Genomic DNA, 15,756 nt, shown 5'->3' with positions numbered 1-15,756 from the left:
GTCAGTCCTCTCCCAATTTCGCGGAAACCCCGTGCGCGGCCTCGCGCGCCTCGAGGTGGCGTTGCTGGATCTCGATGCCGGCGGCGCGCAGCGCCCCGGTCGGCTCGTCCAGGACGAGCTGGCTTTCGGTCCCGTGCCACACGGGCGGTTCGGCGGCGCCGGCGAGCGCCCAGGCGGCCTGTCGAGCGGCGCCCTGCGCGACGTACTCGCCGACCTCGGGAATCACCACGGGCAGGCCGAGCACGATCGGCGCGATCGCCCGCACCGCGGCGGACTGCGCGCCGCCGCCGATCAGCAGCACGCGCTGCACGGCCATGCCCTGCGCGCGCACCGCGTCGAGCCCGGCGGCCAACCCGCAGACCATGCCCTCGACAGTCGCCCGCGCGACGTTCTCCGGCGTCATGTTCGCCCTGGTCAGACCGTGCAGCGAACCGGTCGCGCCGGGCAGGTTCGGGGTGCGCTCGCCGTCGAGGTACGGCAGCAGCGTGAGCCCGCCCGCGCCCGGTTCGGCGGCCAGCGCGAGCCGGTCGAACTCGGCGAGGTCGACCCCCAGCATCGCCGCGCCCGCGGTGAGCACGCGGGCGGCGTTGAGGGCGGCGGTCAGCGGGAGGAAGCGTCCGGTGGCGTCGGCGAATCCGGCGACCAGGCCGCTCGCGTCGGCCGCGCCGGTCTCGGTGACGCCGAAAACCGTGCCGCTGGTGCCGATCGAGATCACCGCGTCGCCCGGAGCCAGCCCGAGAGCGAGCGCGGCGGCCATGTTGTCACCGGTGCCCGCGGAGACGAGCATGCCGTCGCTGGTGTGCCCGGCGACGTCGGACGGGCCGAGCACCGTCGGCAGATCCGGGGTGCGGCCGCCGAACGCGTGCGCGAGGACGTCCGGGCGATAAGTGTTGTCCGTCGGCGAGAAATAGCCGGTGCCGGAGGCGTCGCCGCGATCGGTCACCGCGGTTTCCGGACGGCCGAGCAACCGCCAGGTGAGCCAGTCGTGCGGCAGCAGGACGCGGGCGACGCGGTCGGCGTTCTCCGGTTCATGCTCGGCGAGCCAGCGGAGCTTGGTGACGGTGAAGCTGGCGACCGGGACCAGCCCGACCGACTTCGCCCACACGCCGGGTCCGCCCAGCTCGTCGGTCAGGTCTTTCGCCGCCTGCGCGGAGCGGGTGTCGTTCCACAACAACGCCGGACGGACTACCTCGCCCGCCTCGTCGAGCGTGACCATGCCGTGCTGCTGACCGCCGACGCCGATGGCCTTCACCCCGTCGAGGACGTCGCGAGTGGCGTCCGCAAACGCTTGCGCCCACGCTGCGGGGTCGACCTCGGTGCCGTCCGGGTGCGGTGCGCGACCGGTGCGCACGATCTCGCCCGTGCGCGCGTCGCAGACCACGACCTTGGTCGACTGCGTCGACGAATCGACCCCGGCCACCAGCTCAGCTGTCATAAGGCTGCCCCTCCTCGACGTACTCCGCGGCCTCGACCGCCGTTCCCTCGTTCAACGCGGCCTCGATCTCCTCGGTCGGAGTGGCTTCGCTGGTGATCAGGAGGTCGTAATCGCCGACGGTGCCGTGCGCGTACGTCGCGGTGCGGCCGAACTTCGAATGGTCGAGCACCAGCACGTTGCGGTTCGCGGCGCGCAGCACGGCCTTCTTCAGCTCGGCATAGTCGCGGACCGGGTGGAACAGCCTGCCCACCGCGACCGCGCTCACCGAGACGAACGCGATGTCCACGCGAATGCGCTCGAGCAACGCGAGCACGTCGGGGCCGGAGCAGGAGTCGTACTCGGGGTCGTAATGCCCGCCGGCCAGGACCACGTCGACGCCGGTGCCCAACAACCGCGCGGCCTGCAGCGAGTTGGTGATCACGGTGAGGCGTTCGAGCTGGGCCAGCCGCTCGACCAGCGGGAACAGCGTGGTGGAGTCGTCCACGAACACGGTCTGGCCGGGCTCGACCTGCTGAATCGCGAGGTCGGCGAGGGCTTCCTTCTCGGCCGAGTGCAACGTGAACCGGCTGGCGGTCTCCATGGTGAGCGCCGGATACGCCTCGACCTTGCCGCGCAGCTTCCGCAGCAGCCGCTTGTCGGCGAGGTCGTCGAGGTCGCGGTGCATCGTCATGAGGCTCACGCCGAACCGGGCGGTGAGGTCGTCGATCCGGACTTCGCCCTGGTCAATGACGTAGTCGAGGATCTCGTGGCGCCGCTGCTCCACCGCGGCGTCGGACGGGCGCGTCTTCGGCCGTCCTGGCGTGTCTCGACTCACATCTTGTTCTTACCAGATATCGCGAGCCGAGTTAACACGTAACTCGATAACTATGCGGTCGCGCGGACCAATCGGAGCGCAGCCGGGATGGCGTCGACCAGACCGGACGCCGACGTCGGCACCTCCTCCGCGGCAAGCGCGCCTGCTAGCGAATGCACCTGCGCAGCAGCAGCGGCGGCCAGCCATGGGTCGAGCCGCGCGGCCAGCAGAGAGCCAACGAGGCCAGTCAGCACATCACCGGAGCCAGCGGTCGCCAGCCACGAACCGCGCGGGGTGTTCACGGCGACGCGGCCGTCCGGAGCGGCGACGACTGTGCAGTGGCCTTTCAGCAGCACGACGGCGTCGTACTTCTTCGCCGCCTCCCGCGCGGCCGCGACTCGATCCGCGCCAGGGCGGCGGCCCATCAGGCGCTCGTACTCGCCGGCGTGCGGGGTGAGCACGAGCGGAGTGTCCGGGTCGCGGGCGTCGAGGACTTCGGGGCTGTGCGCGATGAGCGTGGTGGCGTCGGCGTCCGCGCACACCGGGACGCCCTGGCCGAGGATGTGCCGCAGGATTTCCCGGCCTTCCCCGCCGGTGCCGATGCCCGGGCCGACCACCCACGCCTGCACCCGACCCGCGTCGGCGACCGAGCCGGTCGCGACGATCTCCGGCCAGCGAGAGCGCACGACGTCCGCCGCGTGTCCGGCGTAGCGGACCATGCCCGCCGTCGCGCGGACCGCGGAGCCGGACGCGAGCACCGCCGCGCCTGGGTACGTCGCCGATCCGGCAGCGATGCCGACGACGCCTTGGGTGTACTTGTCGTCCTCCGGGCCGGGAATCGGCCACGCCTCGGCGACGTCGGCGAGGTCCAGGCGCTGCAGATCCGGCTCGTCCAGCCAGGGCCGCAGGCCGATGTCCACCAGCACGACTTCGCCGCATTCCTCTGGGGCCAGCACGTGCACGGGCTTCAGCGCGCCGAACGTCACCGTGCGTGCGGCAGTGACATGTGGACCGTCGACCGCACCAGTGTCGGGGTCAACGCCGCTTGGCAAATCCACCGCTACTACCGGCGCTTCGATCTGCGCGACCAGCTCGGCGGCGTCGGGGCGCAGCGGGCCTCGGGCGGAAATGCCGACGATGCCGTCCACGACGACGTCCGCCCGCTTGATCCACTGTGGACTGTCCGCAATGGACACCACGCGTCCGCCAGATCGGCGCAGCGCGGCCAATCCGGCCGGATGCGCCTTCTCCGGCTTCAGCAGTACCGCGGCCACCGCGACCCCACGCCGACGCAGGAAAGCGCCGGCCCACAAGGCATCGCCGCCGTTGTTGCCCGAGCCGACCAGCAGCACGACCCGTCGCCCGGCGACGCCGCCGGTGTCCTCGGCCAGCAACCCGGCCACCTCGGCGGCGAGGCCGAAGGAGGCCCGGCGCATCAGCTCGCCGTCCGACGTGCGCGCGAGCAGCAGGTCCTCCGCCGCGCGAATCCGTTCTGTAGTCCAGATTCCTTGCACGGCGACGGCCTCCGGTCTTACTCGACGGTGACGGACTTCGCCAGGTTACGCGGCTTGTCGATATCGTACCCGCGCGAACTGGCGATCTCCGCGGCCAGCACCTGCAGCGGAACGGTGGACACCAGCGGCTGCAGCAGCGTCGGCACCGCGGGCACCTCGATGAGCTCGTCGGCGAACGGGCGCACGGTCTCGTCGCCCTCCTCGGCGATCACGATCGTGCGCGCGCCCCGCGCCTGGATCTCGCTGATGTTCGACACCAGCTTCGAGTGCAGCACCGCGCGGCCCTTCGGCGACGGCATCACGACGACGACCGGCAGGCCCTCTTCGATCAGCGCGATCGGACCGTGCTTCAGCTCGCCCGCCGCGAAGCCCTCGGCGTGCATGTACGCGAGTTCCTTCAGCTTCAGCGCGCCTTCCAGCGCCACCGGGAACCCGACGTGGCGGCCGAGGAACAGCACCGCGCGCGAGTCGGAGATCCGCCGCGCGATCTCGCGCGTCTGCTCCACAGTGGACAGCACCTTCTGCACCGCGGCGGGCATGGCTTCCAGCTCGGCGAACTCGCGGGCGACCTCGTCCGGGTACTTCGTGCCGCGCGCCTGCGCCAGCGCGAGGCCGACGAGGTAGTTCGCGGCGATCTGCGCGAGGAACGCCTTGGTCGACGCGACCCCGATCTCCGGCCCGGCGTGCGTGTACAGCACCGCGTCGGACTCGCGCGGGATCTGCGCGCCGTTGGTGTTGCAGACCGCCAGGACGCGCGCCTTCTGCTCGCGCGCGTGCCGCACGGCTTCGAGGGTGTCCGCGGTCTCGCCGGACTGGGAGACGGCGACGACGAGCGTGTCGCGGTCGAGGACCGGGTCGCGGTAGCGGAACTCCGAGGCCAGCTCCACCTCGACCGGCAGCCGGCACCAGTGCTCGATGGCGTACTTCGCGACGAGGCCGGAGTGATACGCCGAACCGCAGGCGATGACGAAAACCTTGTCGACGTCGCGCAGGTCCTGATCCGAGATGCGCTGCTCGTCGAGGATGATCCGGCCGGCCTCGAAGTGCCCGCGCAGCGTGTTCGCCAGCGCCTCCGGCTGCTCCTCGATCTCCTTGAGCATGAAGTACTCGTGGCCGCCCTTTTCCGCGGCCGACAGGTCCCAGTCGACGGTGAACGGCTTGGCCTGCGCGGCGTCGCCGTGGAAGTCGGTGACCTCGTAGCCGTCGCGGGTGATGACGACCAGCTGGTCCTGGCCCAGCTCGACGGCCTCGCGGGTGTGCTCGATGAACGCGGCGACGTCGGAAGCGACGAAGTGCTCGCCCTCGCCGACCCCGACCACCAGCGGCGACGACCGGCGCGCGGCGACGATCGTGTCCGGCTCGTCCGCGTGCGTCACGACGAGCGTGAACGCGCCCTCCAGCCGGCGGCACACCGCGGCGACGCTGGCCGGCAGGTCGCCCTTGGTGTCGCCCTCGGAGTAGGCGAGGGAAACCAGGTGCGCGGCGGTCTCGGTGTCGGTGTCGCTGGCCATCTCGATGCCCGCGGCCTCGAGCTCGGCGCGCAACGCGGCGAAGTTCTCGATGATCCCGTTGTGCACCACCGCGACGCGACCGGTGGTGTCCCGGTGCGGATGCGAGTTGCGGTCGATCGGGGCCCCGTGCGTGGCCCAGCGGGTGTGCCCCATGCCCGCGGTGCCCGCGAACGCGTCGCGGCCGACCTCGTCGAGCCGGGCTTCCAGATTGGCCAGACGGCCGGCCTTGCGCTCGACTGTCAGCGCGCCGGCGCCGTCCAGCACCGCCACGCCAGCCGAGTCGTAGCCCCGGTATTCCATGCGGCGGAGCCCACCGAGCACGACGTCCAGAGCCGGGCGGTGTCCGACGTATCCCACGATTCCACACACGCGAACTAGCGTAACGAGACAAGTCCAGTCCCCTACTCCGGTCCCTAGAGCGGGGTTTTCAGTGCCGCTGAGCTGGGCGAGCGACCTCCCGGACAATCGTTGACCGGGTCTTCGCGCACTGTGGCGGCGGACCCCTAAACCGATCGGGGTGGCGCACCGGGCCGGTGCGGGGCACGGGCAGTAAGGTCACGCGCATGGCCAGCAAGCCCAAGCAGCTGCTCACGGAGCTGTCCCACCCGGGACCCCACGAGGTTTTGCGCGGCAACCTCGCCCTGGTCGGACTGCCCGGCGTCGTGTTCACCCCGCGCCAAGGCCTTGGCCTGCCCGCCATCGCGTTCGGGCACGGCTGGATGCAGCCGGCCACCCGCTACCGGCAGTTGCTCCACCACCTCGCGAGCTGGGGCGTAGTCGCCGCGGCCCCCGCGACCCAGCTCGGCCCGCTCCCGTCGCACCGCCTGCTGGCCGGCGACCTGCTGACGACGCTCGACGTCATCACCACGGTCCGCCTAGGCCCGGACGGCATCAGCGTCGACCCGCGGAAACTGGGCCTGGCCGGCCACTCCACCGGCGGCGGTTCAGCGGTGCTGGCAGCCGCCCAGTCCGCCGGCGCGGGCGACGAGGCCCGCCCGAAGGTCCGCGCGGTGGCGACAGTGGCCGCGGCACAGACGTTCCCGCCCGCGACGGACGCCGCGAAGGTAATCAGCGCCCCCGGCCTGCACCTGGCGGTGGACGGCGATCTGGTGGCCCCGGCGGTCGGCCATGCGGACGCGATCGCCCAGGCGTGGGGCGGCCCGGTGCAGCTGCGGACGCTGGCGAAGTCTTCGCACCTGGCGGTGACGGAGGGGCGGCACTGGAGCCAGTTGCTGCTGCAGGGCAAGCCGCAGCGGGCGACTCAGCAACTGACGAAGGCGCTGTTCACGGCGTTCTTTCTCACGCATTTGACGGGTACGGACAAGTACCTGCCGCTGCTGGACGCGGATGTGAAGCGCGCGCCGATCGAGGTTCCGGAGGATGAGGAACCGGCTGCCTGATCAGCGCCGCCCTTCGTCTTCCTCGGCGAGCGATCCGCTGATCCGGCTGCCGCCCGGCGCGGTGCCGAACAGTCCGCCGTCGACCCGGTAGCCGCTGGTGCCGCGTTCCTGGTCACCGGAGTTGTTTTGTCCGCCGCCGCCCATCATCGGGCTGCCCATCATGCCCATCTGCTGGCCGTGCTGCTGATCGGTGGTGGTCGGCGCGGTGCCGAGTTCGGACGGGTGCGCTGGTTCGTCCTGCTGCCATCCGGCCGGAACCGCCGAATCCCCGAGGCCCGGGTCAGCGGCGACGTGGCCCAGCCCGGGGTCGCTGCTGAACGGGTCCAGCACGGACTGCGCCGTGGTTGAGTCGTCCGGGCCGTTCTGCGCGGGGATGCCGTGTGCCGGGGTCGCGTCCGCCTCCGCGGCGACCGGCTGGGCGTGCTGGCGACCCGGTTGCTCTCCAGCGGGTTGCTCATGCCCGTCGGCGGCCGCTGCCTGCCCGGTCGCCGAGTGGTCCTGCGTCGCGGCAGCTTGCGCGCTCACGGGCTCGCCATGTCCGGCAGCGGCCGCGCCAGCGTCCGCCACGACCTGCCGGCCTTCGCGAAGGTGCTCCGCGGGCAGTTCGCCGGCAGGCGCTGCCGGGCTCCCGGCACCGCCGCCGTGCTGCTGAGCGGTCAACCCGTCGACCGGCCGGCCGGTGGCCGGGTCGATCTTTCCGTGGTCGTCGAGCGTGTATTTCGTCGGCTCGCCGGATCCGTCGTCCACCGTCACCACGGTCGGACCGTCCGGCCCGCTCGGGCGCTCGGCCGTGATCTTGAGGTTGCCGTCCTCGATGTGGATCTTCCCGTCCGGGCCAGGGCGGTGCACCTGGTTCGGGTCCGTCGTCGGCGCAGTGCCGTCCGGCTGCTTGTGGATCGGGCCGCCGGGAGCGTCGTGCGGCTTCGCCGCGGTGTCCTGGCCGTCGTGCGCGGGCTGTGCCGAACCGTCGTGCGGACGAGCCGCCGGGTCTCCTTGCGCCGCGCCAGCGCCCGTTCCGGGGGCCTTGTCAGCTTTGTCGGCCTGGTCGCCGAAATCGAGCTGGTACGCCTTGTCGTGCCCGGTCCCGTCGCCGATCGAGACCGCCATCTTCCCGTGGTCGTCCGGCTCCGACATGGTGATCTTGTGCTCGCCGTGCTGGACCGTCACGGTGTCCGGCGCTTCGTGCTCGGTCTTGACCGCTTCTCCGGTGCGCGGGTCGATCGGATACGGCTGCCCGGTGGACGGATCCACCTCGAGCGGCTTGTGCGTAACCGGATTCTGGTTCGGATCCGGCTGCGCGGGCGGCGTCTGCGGCTGCGCGGGGGTCGGACCGACCTGCGGAGGAACCGTGGCCTGCTGCGGCTTCGTATCGCCCCCGCCACCGCTGGACGGCGGCTTGCTGTCTCCGCCGCCGCCGTCGTTCCGGCCGGACGAGCCCTTGTCGTGCCCGCCGCTGCCGCTGTCGGCGCCGAGTTGCAGACGGCCGAACGGATCTGTCGGCACGTTCAGGCCGTCGGAGAACGCGCGCAGCCCGTTCGTCGCCGCGGTGTGCGCGTTGCGGATGTACTGCCGGTAGGCGTCCATCGCGTCCGAGTACTGCTGGCAGTACTCGTCCATCTGACGGCAGAACATGTCGGACCACTTGGAGTTGTAATCGGTGTCCAGGTCGACGGACATGCCGCGAATGTCCTGGGGCGCAATAGGTCCGGTCCCGTACTCCTGACTCCGCGCGACCTCCGAGCCGGACCGCGCATTGCCCCAAAGGCTGGAGAGTTCGATGCCGTCGCCGTTGTCCCGGCCCCATTTGATCGCTTCGTCGAGCCGGTCCATGAACATCAGCAGCCCGTCGGTGTCCTCGGGCTTGTGCGCGTCCAGGAATTTCTTGGGCGCCTGTCCGCCGTTTTCGGGCACCTGTCCCAAATCGAGGATCGGCTTGCGGACCGTCTGCCACAACTGATGAAGCAGCTGACTGAAACCGTTGACCGTGCCGAGGTATTCGCCGGAAGCCTTGCTGAAATCGTCCAGCTTTTCGGCGGCCGAATCGGCGGCCTTGCCCTGCCAAGCAGCGGTAAGGCCCTGCTTGACCTGAGCGGTGTCGTCCTGCGCGGCCTTCGCCGCCTTGCCCAGGTTCGCCGCGCGTCCCTGCGCGCCCCAGAGGTAGCCGAATCCGAACCCGCCGAGTTCGTTCAGCATCCGGTTCTCTTCGTCCCCCTGGCCGTAGGGCGGGGCGAACCGCAGCCCGAGGTTCCGCGACGGATGCTGCGTCCACCGCGTGTACGGCTGCACGAGTTTCCCGGTCATCTTTTCCCGGAAACCGGCCAGCGGCTTGAGAATGTTGTCGGACGTGTCGTCGAGATGGACGTCCGCGGGAGGCTGCAGCGGGGCGATGATCGTGTCGCCGAGACGACCAGTGCCCTGGTCCGCCGGAGGAGTCACGGTCAGGCTCCCTTGCCGGCGTTCGTGACGCCCCAGGCGTTCTCTTGCTCGTTCTCGCTGTGCAGGGTCACCGAGGTGTTGAGCCGTTCCGCGAAACCGCCGAGGAAAGTACTGCCTTTCGCGGCGGAATCGCCGAGTGCCTGCATCTTCGCGACGTAGGCTCCCGCCGCCTCGGACAAGCCGGGGATCTTGCCGAAATGCGCCGCCGCCAACTGGGACTGCGCGGTGTAAGTCTTGATCTCCTTGAACGAGGTGCTCATCGTGGAGACGTCGTTCGCCACCTTTTTGACCTGGTCCGGCTCAATGTGGAATTTCGCCATCGTCGCCCTCTCCCCTCGCGCCCGCGGCTACTCTGCGTCGATCCAGTTGGTGGCCGAGAAGTCGTCGTCCTCCCATGCCCGGTGCCGGGCCGCCGAAGCGGGCGGAGGAGACGCCGCCGGCGGAGCGGCCGGCGCCGGTGGTGCCGGCGCGGCCGGTTCGCCGTCGTCCTCAACCCGGAACATCGCGGCGGTCGCGTCATCCTCGGCAACCTGTTTGGCAACCCGCTGGGCTGTCCGTTCTGCCTCTTCCGACGCGGCCCGGTCGTCCTCGGTTCCCTCGGCGGCGGCAGCGGCGATCGCGGCCTCGCGGTCGGCCTGCGACTGTGCGTCCTGAGCGCGGTGTTCATCGAGAAGCTTCGCGAACGCGGCCTGCCTGGCCTCGTCGTCGGCGATCGCCCGCTCGTGATCGGCGCTGTACTGCGCGCGCACCTCTTCCATTGCCGCCAGGCTTCTGGCGAAATGCGGAGGCACCTCACTCTGGTCGTACATCGCCCCTCCCCGGTTGATCCCGCATTGCGGAATGTACCTGCCGGATCACTGGTGGCGCAGAGTATTCACCATATTTCGGTCAGGAGACCGCGGACACGACCCCAGCCAGCCGGTCCGCCGCGGCCTGGGCCGTGTCGTGGGCGGGGGCTTCCACCATCACCCGCACCAGCTGCTCGGTTCCGGACGGGCGCAGCAGGACCCGCCCTTCCTCGCCGAGTTCGGCTTCGACCTCGCCCACCGCGTCGCGGACTTCGGCGGACCCGGCCACCGCTGCCTTGTCCGCCACCGGGACGTTGACCAGCACCTGCGGCAGCCGGTTCATCACCGCGGACAGTTCTGCCAGCGGTTTGCCCGTCGCGGCCATCCGGGCCATCAGGCGCATCGCCGTGAGCAGGCCGTCGCCGGTGGTGGCGTGGGCGGGGAGGACTACGTGGCCGGACTGTTCGCCGCCGAGGGCCAGGCCGGACGCGCGCAGTTCCTCCAGCACGTAGCGGTCACCCACCGCAGTCGTGACGACCGTGATGCCGTGTGCCTTCATCGCCAGGTGCAGGCCGAGGTTGCTCATCACGGTCGCGACCAGGGTGTCCTTCACCAGCGCGCCCTCTTCGGCCAGCGCCAGCGCCAGGACCGCCATGATCTGGTCGCCGTCCACCAGTTCGCCGGCGGCGTCGACGGCCACGCAGCGGTCCGCGTCTCCGTCGTGGCCGATGCCGAGGTCGGCACCGTGTTCGACGACTGCCGCGCGCAGCAGATCGGGGTGGTTCGAGCCACAGCTGTCGTTGATGTTGAGGCCGTCCGGCTCCGCGTGCAGGGCCACGACCTCAGCACCGGCCCGGCGGTACGCCTCGGGCGCGGCCGCGGACGACGCGCCGTTCGCGCAGTCCACCACGACCTTCAGGCCGGTCAGCGGATGCGGCGTCGCGGCGAGCAGGTGCTCGATGTACTTGTCGAGCGCGTCCGGGACGTCGGTCACGCGGCCGACGCCGTCGCCGGTCGGGCGGGTGACGCCGGTCGCGTCGAGGCCGGATTCGATCTCGTCCTCGATGCTGTCCGGCAGTTTGTGCCCGCCGGCGGCGAAGAGCTTGATGCCGTTGTCCGGCATGGGGTTGTGCGAGGCGGAGATCATCACGCCGAGGTCCGCGTCGAGCGCGCCCACGAGGTAGGCGACAGCGGGGGTCGGGAGCACGCCGAGCCGCAGGACGTCCGCACCGGCCGAGGCGAGGCCCGCCACCACGGCGGCCTCCAGCATCTCGCCGCTGGCGCGCGGGTCGCGGCCGACCACGGCCACCGGGCGGTGCGAACGGTCGTGCGCCGCCAGCACTCGGGCGGCGCTCGCCGCGACCGACAGGGCCAGTTCCGGGGACAGGTCGGCATTGGCCAGACCGCGTACCCCGTCGGTGCCGAACAGTCGAGCCATCTCGACCTCCTTGTCTTGATTCACCGGCCTCGGGGCGCGCCGGGCCTCGACAATTTAGCGCCGGGCCCGGCAAGGGTGATCCCCTGCCCTACCCCAAGACAGTCGTGCCAGTGGCGAAGAACGCATCACCAGGCCCGGAAAACGCCGGAAGCGCCCATCCGATGGACGGATGGGCGCTTCCGGGGTTGCGCCAGAGTGCTGAAAATCAGCGCTTGGAGTACTGCGGGGCCTTACGGGCCTTCTTGAGGCCGTACTTCTTCCGCTCCGTGGCGCGCGCGTCACGGGTCAGGAAGCCGGCCTTCTTCAGGGCCGGGCGGTCGTCGGCGTCGACCTCGACCAGCGCACGGGCGATGGCGAGACGCAGCGCGCCGGCCTGGCCCGAGATCCCGCCGCCCTTGAGGTTGGCGAAGATGTCGAAGGAGTCCGGCTTCTCGACGGTGACGAGCGGCTCCTTGATGAGCTGCTGGTGCACCTTGTTCGGGAAGTACTGCTCAAGGGACTTGCCGTTGAGCTTGAACTCACCGGTACCCGGCACGACGCGGACGCGGACCACGGCCTCCTTGCGGCGGCCGACCGTCTGCGCGTTGCCACCGGCGGCACGCGACGGGCGCGGGGCGGCGGCGGACTCGCTGGTCGCCACGGCCTCGGCGGGGGTCTCGGTCGAAGCGACGACCTCGGTCTCGGTGCTGGTCAACTGTTCCTCACTCACTGCGCGACCTGCGCGATCTTGGTGATCTCGCGCGCCTGCGGCTGCTGCGCGGCGTGCGGGTGCTGCGGGCCGGCGTACACCTTCAGCTTCTTGGCCATGGCGCGGCCGAGCTTGTTCTTCGGCAGCATGCCCTTGACCACCTTCTCCACGAGGTGCTCGGGCTTGGTGTCGAGCAGCTCGCCGAAGGAGCGCTTCCGCAGACCGCCGGGGTAACCGCTGTGCCGGTACGCGAACTTCTGCTCGCGCTTGTTACCGGTGAGAGCGACCTTCTCGGCGTTGACGATGATGACGAAGTCACCGGTGTCCACGTGCGGGGCGTAGGTCGGCTTGTGCTTGCCGCGCAGCAGCGTGGCGACCTCGGTCGCGAGCCGTCCGAGCACGACATCCTCGGCGTCGATCACGTGCCAGGCACGAGTGACGTCGCCGGGCTTGGGGCTGTACGTGGGCAAGGGTCTACCTCGTCGTCATTGCGTGTGGGTAATGTGCGGGCCGAGCGCTGACGCGCCGCAACGCACAACGACATATGAAGATACCCCTGTGGTCCCGCCTGTTGTGCAGCGGGGGTGCGAAGACGCCTCGTCGGCCGGTTCACAGCCTACCCGACCGGTTCCCGGAACCACCACGCCGCCGCGCGCGTCCGCTCGAGGTGAGACGATTCGCTCGCGCATCCGCGCGAGCACGAGCGAGCACCTGGGGACGGCAGTTGAAGACACGAGCGAGGACGGCCGCAGCCGTACGGACGACCGCGGCCGTCGCCGCCGTGCTGGCGCTCGCGACCGCGTGCGGGCAGGCCCGCGCCGGCACCGCGCTGCCCGACGGCGATCAGGCCGCCGCGTACGTCGGCGCGAAGTTCGAGAAGGCCATGGCGAAGCTCGGGGACACGATCGTCGACCCGCGCAACGTGACGAACTCGGCGGACCGGTACTTCAAGTTCGACGACAAGTACCTGCACAACATCGTCACCTCCGCGCGCACCGGCAGCCCGGAGAGCCGCATCGTGCACAACCGGTCGCAGAAGAACCCCAACGAGTTCCTCGACTCGTTCACCCCGGCCGACGGCACCGTCGAGTACCTCTACCTCGGCCCGGCCTACAAATCGCTCGCGCCGACGCCGTGGGTCTCGATGCCCAAGCCGGAGGCCGGGCTCGTGCAGCCGTGCGCGTGGGGCGGGGTGCAGATCGCGTGCAAGATGGGCGACTCGGTCGACAGCTCGTACAAGGCGGACAAGAAAGCGCTGCGCGGCGCGAAGAGCTCCGCGGACGGCACCGAGCAGCTGACCGTGAACGTGCCGTTCTCGATCTTCCTCGACCGGCGCGTCGAACTGCTCCCGGACAAGGTCGTCAACGAGGTCGGCCCGGAACTGCGCAAGGCCGTCGTGCCGAGCACGATCACGCTCAAGCCGGACGGTTCGCTCGCCGAGTTCACGATGGCGGCCAAGTTCGAGGGCGACGGGCACAAGGTCGAACTGCGCTACGACTTCAAGTTCACCGGCGAGGCGACCGCCTCGGACCTGCCGACGGTCCCGGACGCCTCGCAGGTCACCGTGCTCGCGGACGACGCGGCCAAACAGGACTTCTACCGCAGGCTCGGCGAACTGCAGGGGCGTTGATGCGCACTCTCCCGCCGACTCCCGCGTCCATCGAACCCCGAGGTGAGCACCGATGACCCAGCCTCCCGACCAGCAGCCGCAAGGGCAGCCGCAGTGGTGGCAGCCGGGGACCAACGCGCCGCAGCCGGGTTACCCGTCCGAAGTGGACAGTCCCGGCCGGCAAGGCGGCCAGTGGGCGCAACCTCCGGCGCAGCACCAGTTTCCGCCCGCGCAGTATCCGCAGCAGGGTTATCCGGCGCAGCCGTACGGCCAGCAGGCACAGCCGTACGGCGGACCTGGGCAGCCCCTGAGCCAGCCGACTCCGGTTCAGCAAGGCCAGCCGGGACAGCCGCCGTCCGGAAACCCTTACGGCGGCGGGTTCCAGCCGTCCGAGTACGGCGGCCTCGGCGCGTTTTCCTCGGCCAAGCCAGGAAAACCGCGCTCGAAGAAGCCGTTCCTGATCGGCGGCGCGGTCGTCGTGGCGCTGGCCGCCGCGGCCGGGATCTCGTGGGCGACCGGGGTGTTCTCCGGAGACACTTTGGACCAGAAGTCGTTGCAGGACGGCGTTTCCAAGGTGCTCAACGAGAACTACGGCGAGCCGGACGTCAAGAACGTCGCGTGCCCGTCGGGGCGGACGATCGAGAACGGCACCACGTTCGACTGCACGGTGCAGGTCGGCGGGCAGCCGAAGAAGGTGACCGTGCGGGTGCTCAACGACAAGCCGGAATACTCCGTCGGCGCCCCGCACTGAGGTTTCTCCGCAGAAGTCGGTGAGCCACGCGGCCCTGCCGCGTTTCCCGCACACGAAAACGGCGGGCCGGCACCCGAAGGTGCCTGGCCCGCCGTGGTTTCGGAGCGTGGCTCAGAACAGGTTCTGCACCGAGCGGTCCGTCGCCTGGTAGCCGTCCGCGATCTGCGGCAGCACGGCGGCGATCTGCGCCAGAAGCTGGGTGAACTCGTCGAACTTCTGGTCCCACTCGTTCTGGGCCTGGATGTACTGGTCCTTCGCTTCACCGCTCCAGCTGTGGGTCAGCGGGTTGAGGTCGCTCTTCAGGTTGTCGAAGAGGCTCTTCAGCTCGCTACCGGTGGCGGTGCAGTCCTCCGCGGCGCGGTGGATCGTACCCGGGTCTACAACAATACGGCCGTCAGGCATGTCAAGCTCCTGTCAGAAGAATGAATGAAGAATGAAGGCGAATCCGAACGGGGAAGTTCCCGATCAGCCAAGAACGCCGAAGCCCTTGTTGAGCGAGTTGATGTGCTCGTGCTGCGCCGCCTCGCTCTTGGCGTACATCGAGCCACCTTCCTGAAGCAGGGTGCCGATGCGGTGCAGAGCGTCGTTGAGGCCACGACCGCAGTCGTCGAAGCGGCGCATGACGTTGTCGAAGGCACGCTGCGCGTCGCCTTCCCAGCCCGCGCGGGTCGCCTCGATGTTGGAGCGCAGGTCGCCCAGGTTCTTGTTCATCCGGCCGGTCGCGTCGACAACGCGCCCCTCAGCCTGAGTGAATTCCTTCGGATCCCCAGTGAAGCCGCCAGCCATGGGAGCTACCCCCTTCGTGAGTGGTTGTGCGCGCCGGCTGGTGTTTCCGGCACTGCACCTACGACGAAGACATTGCCAGTTCGGTTCACACTTGTCGCGACTTCTTCTCAAGTAGTTGCTTGCGTGAACGCCGGATCAGGGAACCGCCCGGCAACGGCCGGGTGAACGGTCTCCGCGCGCTTCCGAAAAAACCTTGTCCACCAGCGTGGTTAGCACACGCACAGCCGGTTCCTGGAATATTTCAGGAGTCCCGGCTCATGATTCGCGACTGCGAAAAGTCCTCGTCCTCTTCACTCGTCCGTGTCTGTTCGGGCGAAATCTTGGGACGAACGGGAACCGGCTCGGGAGCGGCGGGTTCGACCGGCATCGGCAATCCGCGGGCCGCGCGGAACCGGCGGGCGGCCCCGCGCAACGCGGACGGGGCGGGCTCCGCGGCTCCGGAAAGCCGCCGCCTGCCGAACTCTTTCAGCAGTTCCCGGTTTTCGCCGCGGCGCCGTTCGCTGCGCGCGAGCGCGGTGCCCGCGACGCGGCGCGAGAAAGTGACTGCGTCCTGGCCTGCTCGGGTGAATGCCGCTGGCGCGGATTCCGGTTCGGAGGCCACGAGTGC

The 15,756-nt window shown here is 70.1% G+C and carries 16 protein-coding genes; 3 read left to right on the top strand and 13 right to left on the bottom strand.

What is annotated here, in order from left to right; translation table 11 throughout:
• Position 1: 1 nt before the first annotated feature.
• Genes xylB through glmS form a run of 4 tightly spaced genes read right to left on the bottom strand, consistent with a single transcriptional unit; the run spans position 2 to position 5,622 of the window.
• Positions 2-1,435: a xylulokinase gene (xylB, locus tag ABD156_RS11110; protein WP_344270301.1), complete on the bottom strand. Its 1,434-nt coding sequence runs from the start codon at positions 1,433-1,435 to the stop codon at positions 2-4.
• Positions 1,425-2,249: a DeoR/GlpR family DNA-binding transcription regulator gene (locus ABD156_RS11105; RefSeq protein WP_344270299.1), complete on the bottom strand. Its 825-nt coding sequence runs from the start codon at positions 2,247-2,249 to the stop codon at positions 1,425-1,427. The genes xylB and ABD156_RS11105 overlap by 11 nt, the downstream gene beginning before the upstream one ends.
• 50 nt (positions 2,250-2,299) lie before the next feature.
• Positions 2,300-3,742: an NAD(P)H-hydrate dehydratase gene (locus tag ABD156_RS11100; protein ID WP_344270297.1), complete on the bottom strand. Its 1,443-nt coding sequence runs from the start codon at positions 3,740-3,742 to the stop codon at positions 2,300-2,302.
• 17 nt (positions 3,743-3,759) lie between these two features.
• Entirely contained in the window at positions 3,760-5,622 is a 1,863-nt protein-coding gene (gene glmS / locus ABD156_RS11095; protein WP_344270294.1) for a glutamine--fructose-6-phosphate transaminase (isomerizing), read from the bottom strand.
• A gap of 194 nt (positions 5,623-5,816) precedes the next feature.
• On the opposite strand from glmS, the gene ABD156_RS11090 reads away from it, so the two are divergent.
• Entirely contained in the window at positions 5,817-6,653 is an 837-nt protein-coding gene (locus tag ABD156_RS11090; protein ID WP_344270291.1) for a dienelactone hydrolase family protein, read from the top strand.
• Here ABD156_RS11090 and ABD156_RS11085 read toward each other — a convergent pair whose 3' ends face one another.
• The 6 genes from ABD156_RS11085 to rplM all read right to left on the bottom strand — a co-directional run bounded on the left by ABD156_RS11085 (position 6,654) and on the right by rplM (position 12,473).
• Complete coding sequence (locus ABD156_RS11085) at positions 6,654-9,089, bottom strand: hypothetical protein (protein WP_344270288.1); 2,436 nt, start codon at positions 9,087-9,089, stop codon at positions 6,654-6,656.
• A gap of 2 nt (positions 9,090-9,091) precedes the next feature.
• Complete coding sequence (locus ABD156_RS11080) at positions 9,092-9,409, bottom strand: hypothetical protein (protein ID WP_344270285.1); 318 nt, start codon at positions 9,407-9,409, stop codon at positions 9,092-9,094.
• A gap of 27 nt (positions 9,410-9,436) precedes the next feature.
• Positions 9,437-9,847, bottom strand: coding sequence for a hypothetical protein (locus tag ABD156_RS11075; protein WP_344270282.1), 411 nt, complete (start codon positions 9,845-9,847; stop codon positions 9,437-9,439).
• Between the two features lie 130 nt (positions 9,848-9,977).
• Entirely contained in the window at positions 9,978-11,315 is a 1,338-nt protein-coding gene (gene glmM, locus ABD156_RS11070; RefSeq protein ID WP_344270279.1) for a phosphoglucosamine mutase, read from the bottom strand.
• 205 nt (positions 11,316-11,520) lie between these two features.
• Positions 11,521-12,009: a 30S ribosomal protein S9 gene (gene rpsI, locus ABD156_RS11065; RefSeq protein ID WP_037816243.1), complete on the bottom strand. Its 489-nt coding sequence runs from the start codon at positions 12,007-12,009 to the stop codon at positions 11,521-11,523.
• An 11-nt stretch (positions 12,010-12,020) separates the two neighbouring features.
• Positions 12,021-12,473, bottom strand: a complete 453-nt coding sequence (gene rplM, locus ABD156_RS11060) for a 50S ribosomal protein L13 (protein ID WP_009072361.1) — start codon at positions 12,471-12,473, stop codon at positions 12,021-12,023.
• A 254-nt stretch (positions 12,474-12,727) separates the two neighbouring features.
• Between rplM and ABD156_RS11055 the strand changes: the two genes are divergently transcribed.
• Complete coding sequence (locus ABD156_RS11055) at positions 12,728-13,633, top strand: hypothetical protein (RefSeq protein ID WP_344270272.1); 906 nt, start codon at positions 12,728-12,730, stop codon at positions 13,631-13,633.
• Between the two features lie 52 nt (positions 13,634-13,685).
• Positions 13,686-14,363 carry a DUF4333 domain-containing protein gene (locus ABD156_RS11050; protein WP_344270270.1) on the top strand — a complete coding sequence of 226 codons (678 nt, stop codon included), beginning with the start codon at positions 13,686-13,688 and terminating at the stop codon, positions 14,361-14,363.
• 111 nt (positions 14,364-14,474) lie between these two features.
• Here the strand turns inward: ABD156_RS11050 and ABD156_RS11045 are convergent, their stop codons facing one another.
• The 3 genes from ABD156_RS11045 to ABD156_RS11035 all read right to left on the bottom strand — a co-directional run bounded on the left by ABD156_RS11045 (position 14,475) and on the right by ABD156_RS11035 (position 15,750).
• On the bottom strand, positions 14,475-14,765 hold the full coding sequence (locus ABD156_RS11045; RefSeq protein ID WP_116202478.1) for a WXG100 family type VII secretion target: 291 nt from the start codon (positions 14,763-14,765) through the stop codon (positions 14,475-14,477).
• Between the two features lie 63 nt (positions 14,766-14,828).
• Positions 14,829-15,149, bottom strand: a complete 321-nt coding sequence (locus ABD156_RS11040) for a WXG100 family type VII secretion target (RefSeq protein ID WP_116202477.1) — start codon at positions 15,147-15,149, stop codon at positions 14,829-14,831.
• Positions 15,150-15,390: 241 nt separating this feature from the next.
• Positions 15,391-15,750, bottom strand: coding sequence for a hypothetical protein (locus ABD156_RS11035; protein ID WP_344270265.1), 360 nt, complete (start codon positions 15,748-15,750; stop codon positions 15,391-15,393).
• Positions 15,751-15,756: the final 6 nt, after the last annotated feature.

The organism is Amycolatopsis albidoflavus (assembly GCF_039525725.1).
In the GTDB taxonomy this organism is placed as follows: domain Bacteria; phylum Actinomycetota; class Actinomycetes; order Mycobacteriales; family Pseudonocardiaceae; genus Amycolatopsis; species Amycolatopsis albidoflava.
The sequence above is the reverse complement of the archived record's forward strand: the minus strand, read 5'-3'. Positions and strand labels throughout refer to the sequence as shown.

Bases quoted from the DNA above. Each gene is read 5' to 3' on its own strand.
- xylB (WP_344270301.1), bottom strand. From the start codon at position 1,435: ATGACAGCTGAGCTGGTGGCCGGGGTCGATTCGTCGACGCAGTCGACC.
- ABD156_RS11090 (WP_344270291.1), top strand. From the start codon at position 5,817: ATGGCCAGCAAGCCCAAGCAGCTGCTCACGGAGCTGTCCCACCCGGGA.
- ABD156_RS11080 (WP_344270285.1), bottom strand. From the start codon at position 9,409: ATGGCGAAATTCCACATTGAGCCGGACCAGGTCAAAAAGGTGGCGAAC.
- ABD156_RS11075 (WP_344270282.1), bottom strand. From the start codon at position 9,847: ATGGAAGAGGTGCGCGCGCAGTACAGCGCCGATCACGAGCGGGCGATC.
- glmM (WP_344270279.1), bottom strand. From the start codon at position 11,315: ATGGCTCGACTGTTCGGCACCGACGGGGTACGCGGTCTGGCCAATGCC.
- ABD156_RS11050 (WP_344270270.1), top strand. From the start codon at position 13,686: ATGACCCAGCCTCCCGACCAGCAGCCGCAAGGGCAGCCGCAGTGGTGG.
- ABD156_RS11045 (WP_116202478.1), bottom strand. From the start codon at position 14,765: ATGCCTGACGGCCGTATTGTTGTAGACCCGGGTACGATCCACCGCGCC.
- ABD156_RS11040 (WP_116202477.1), bottom strand. From the start codon at position 15,149: ATGGCTGGCGGCTTCACTGGGGATCCGAAGGAATTCACTCAGGCTGAG.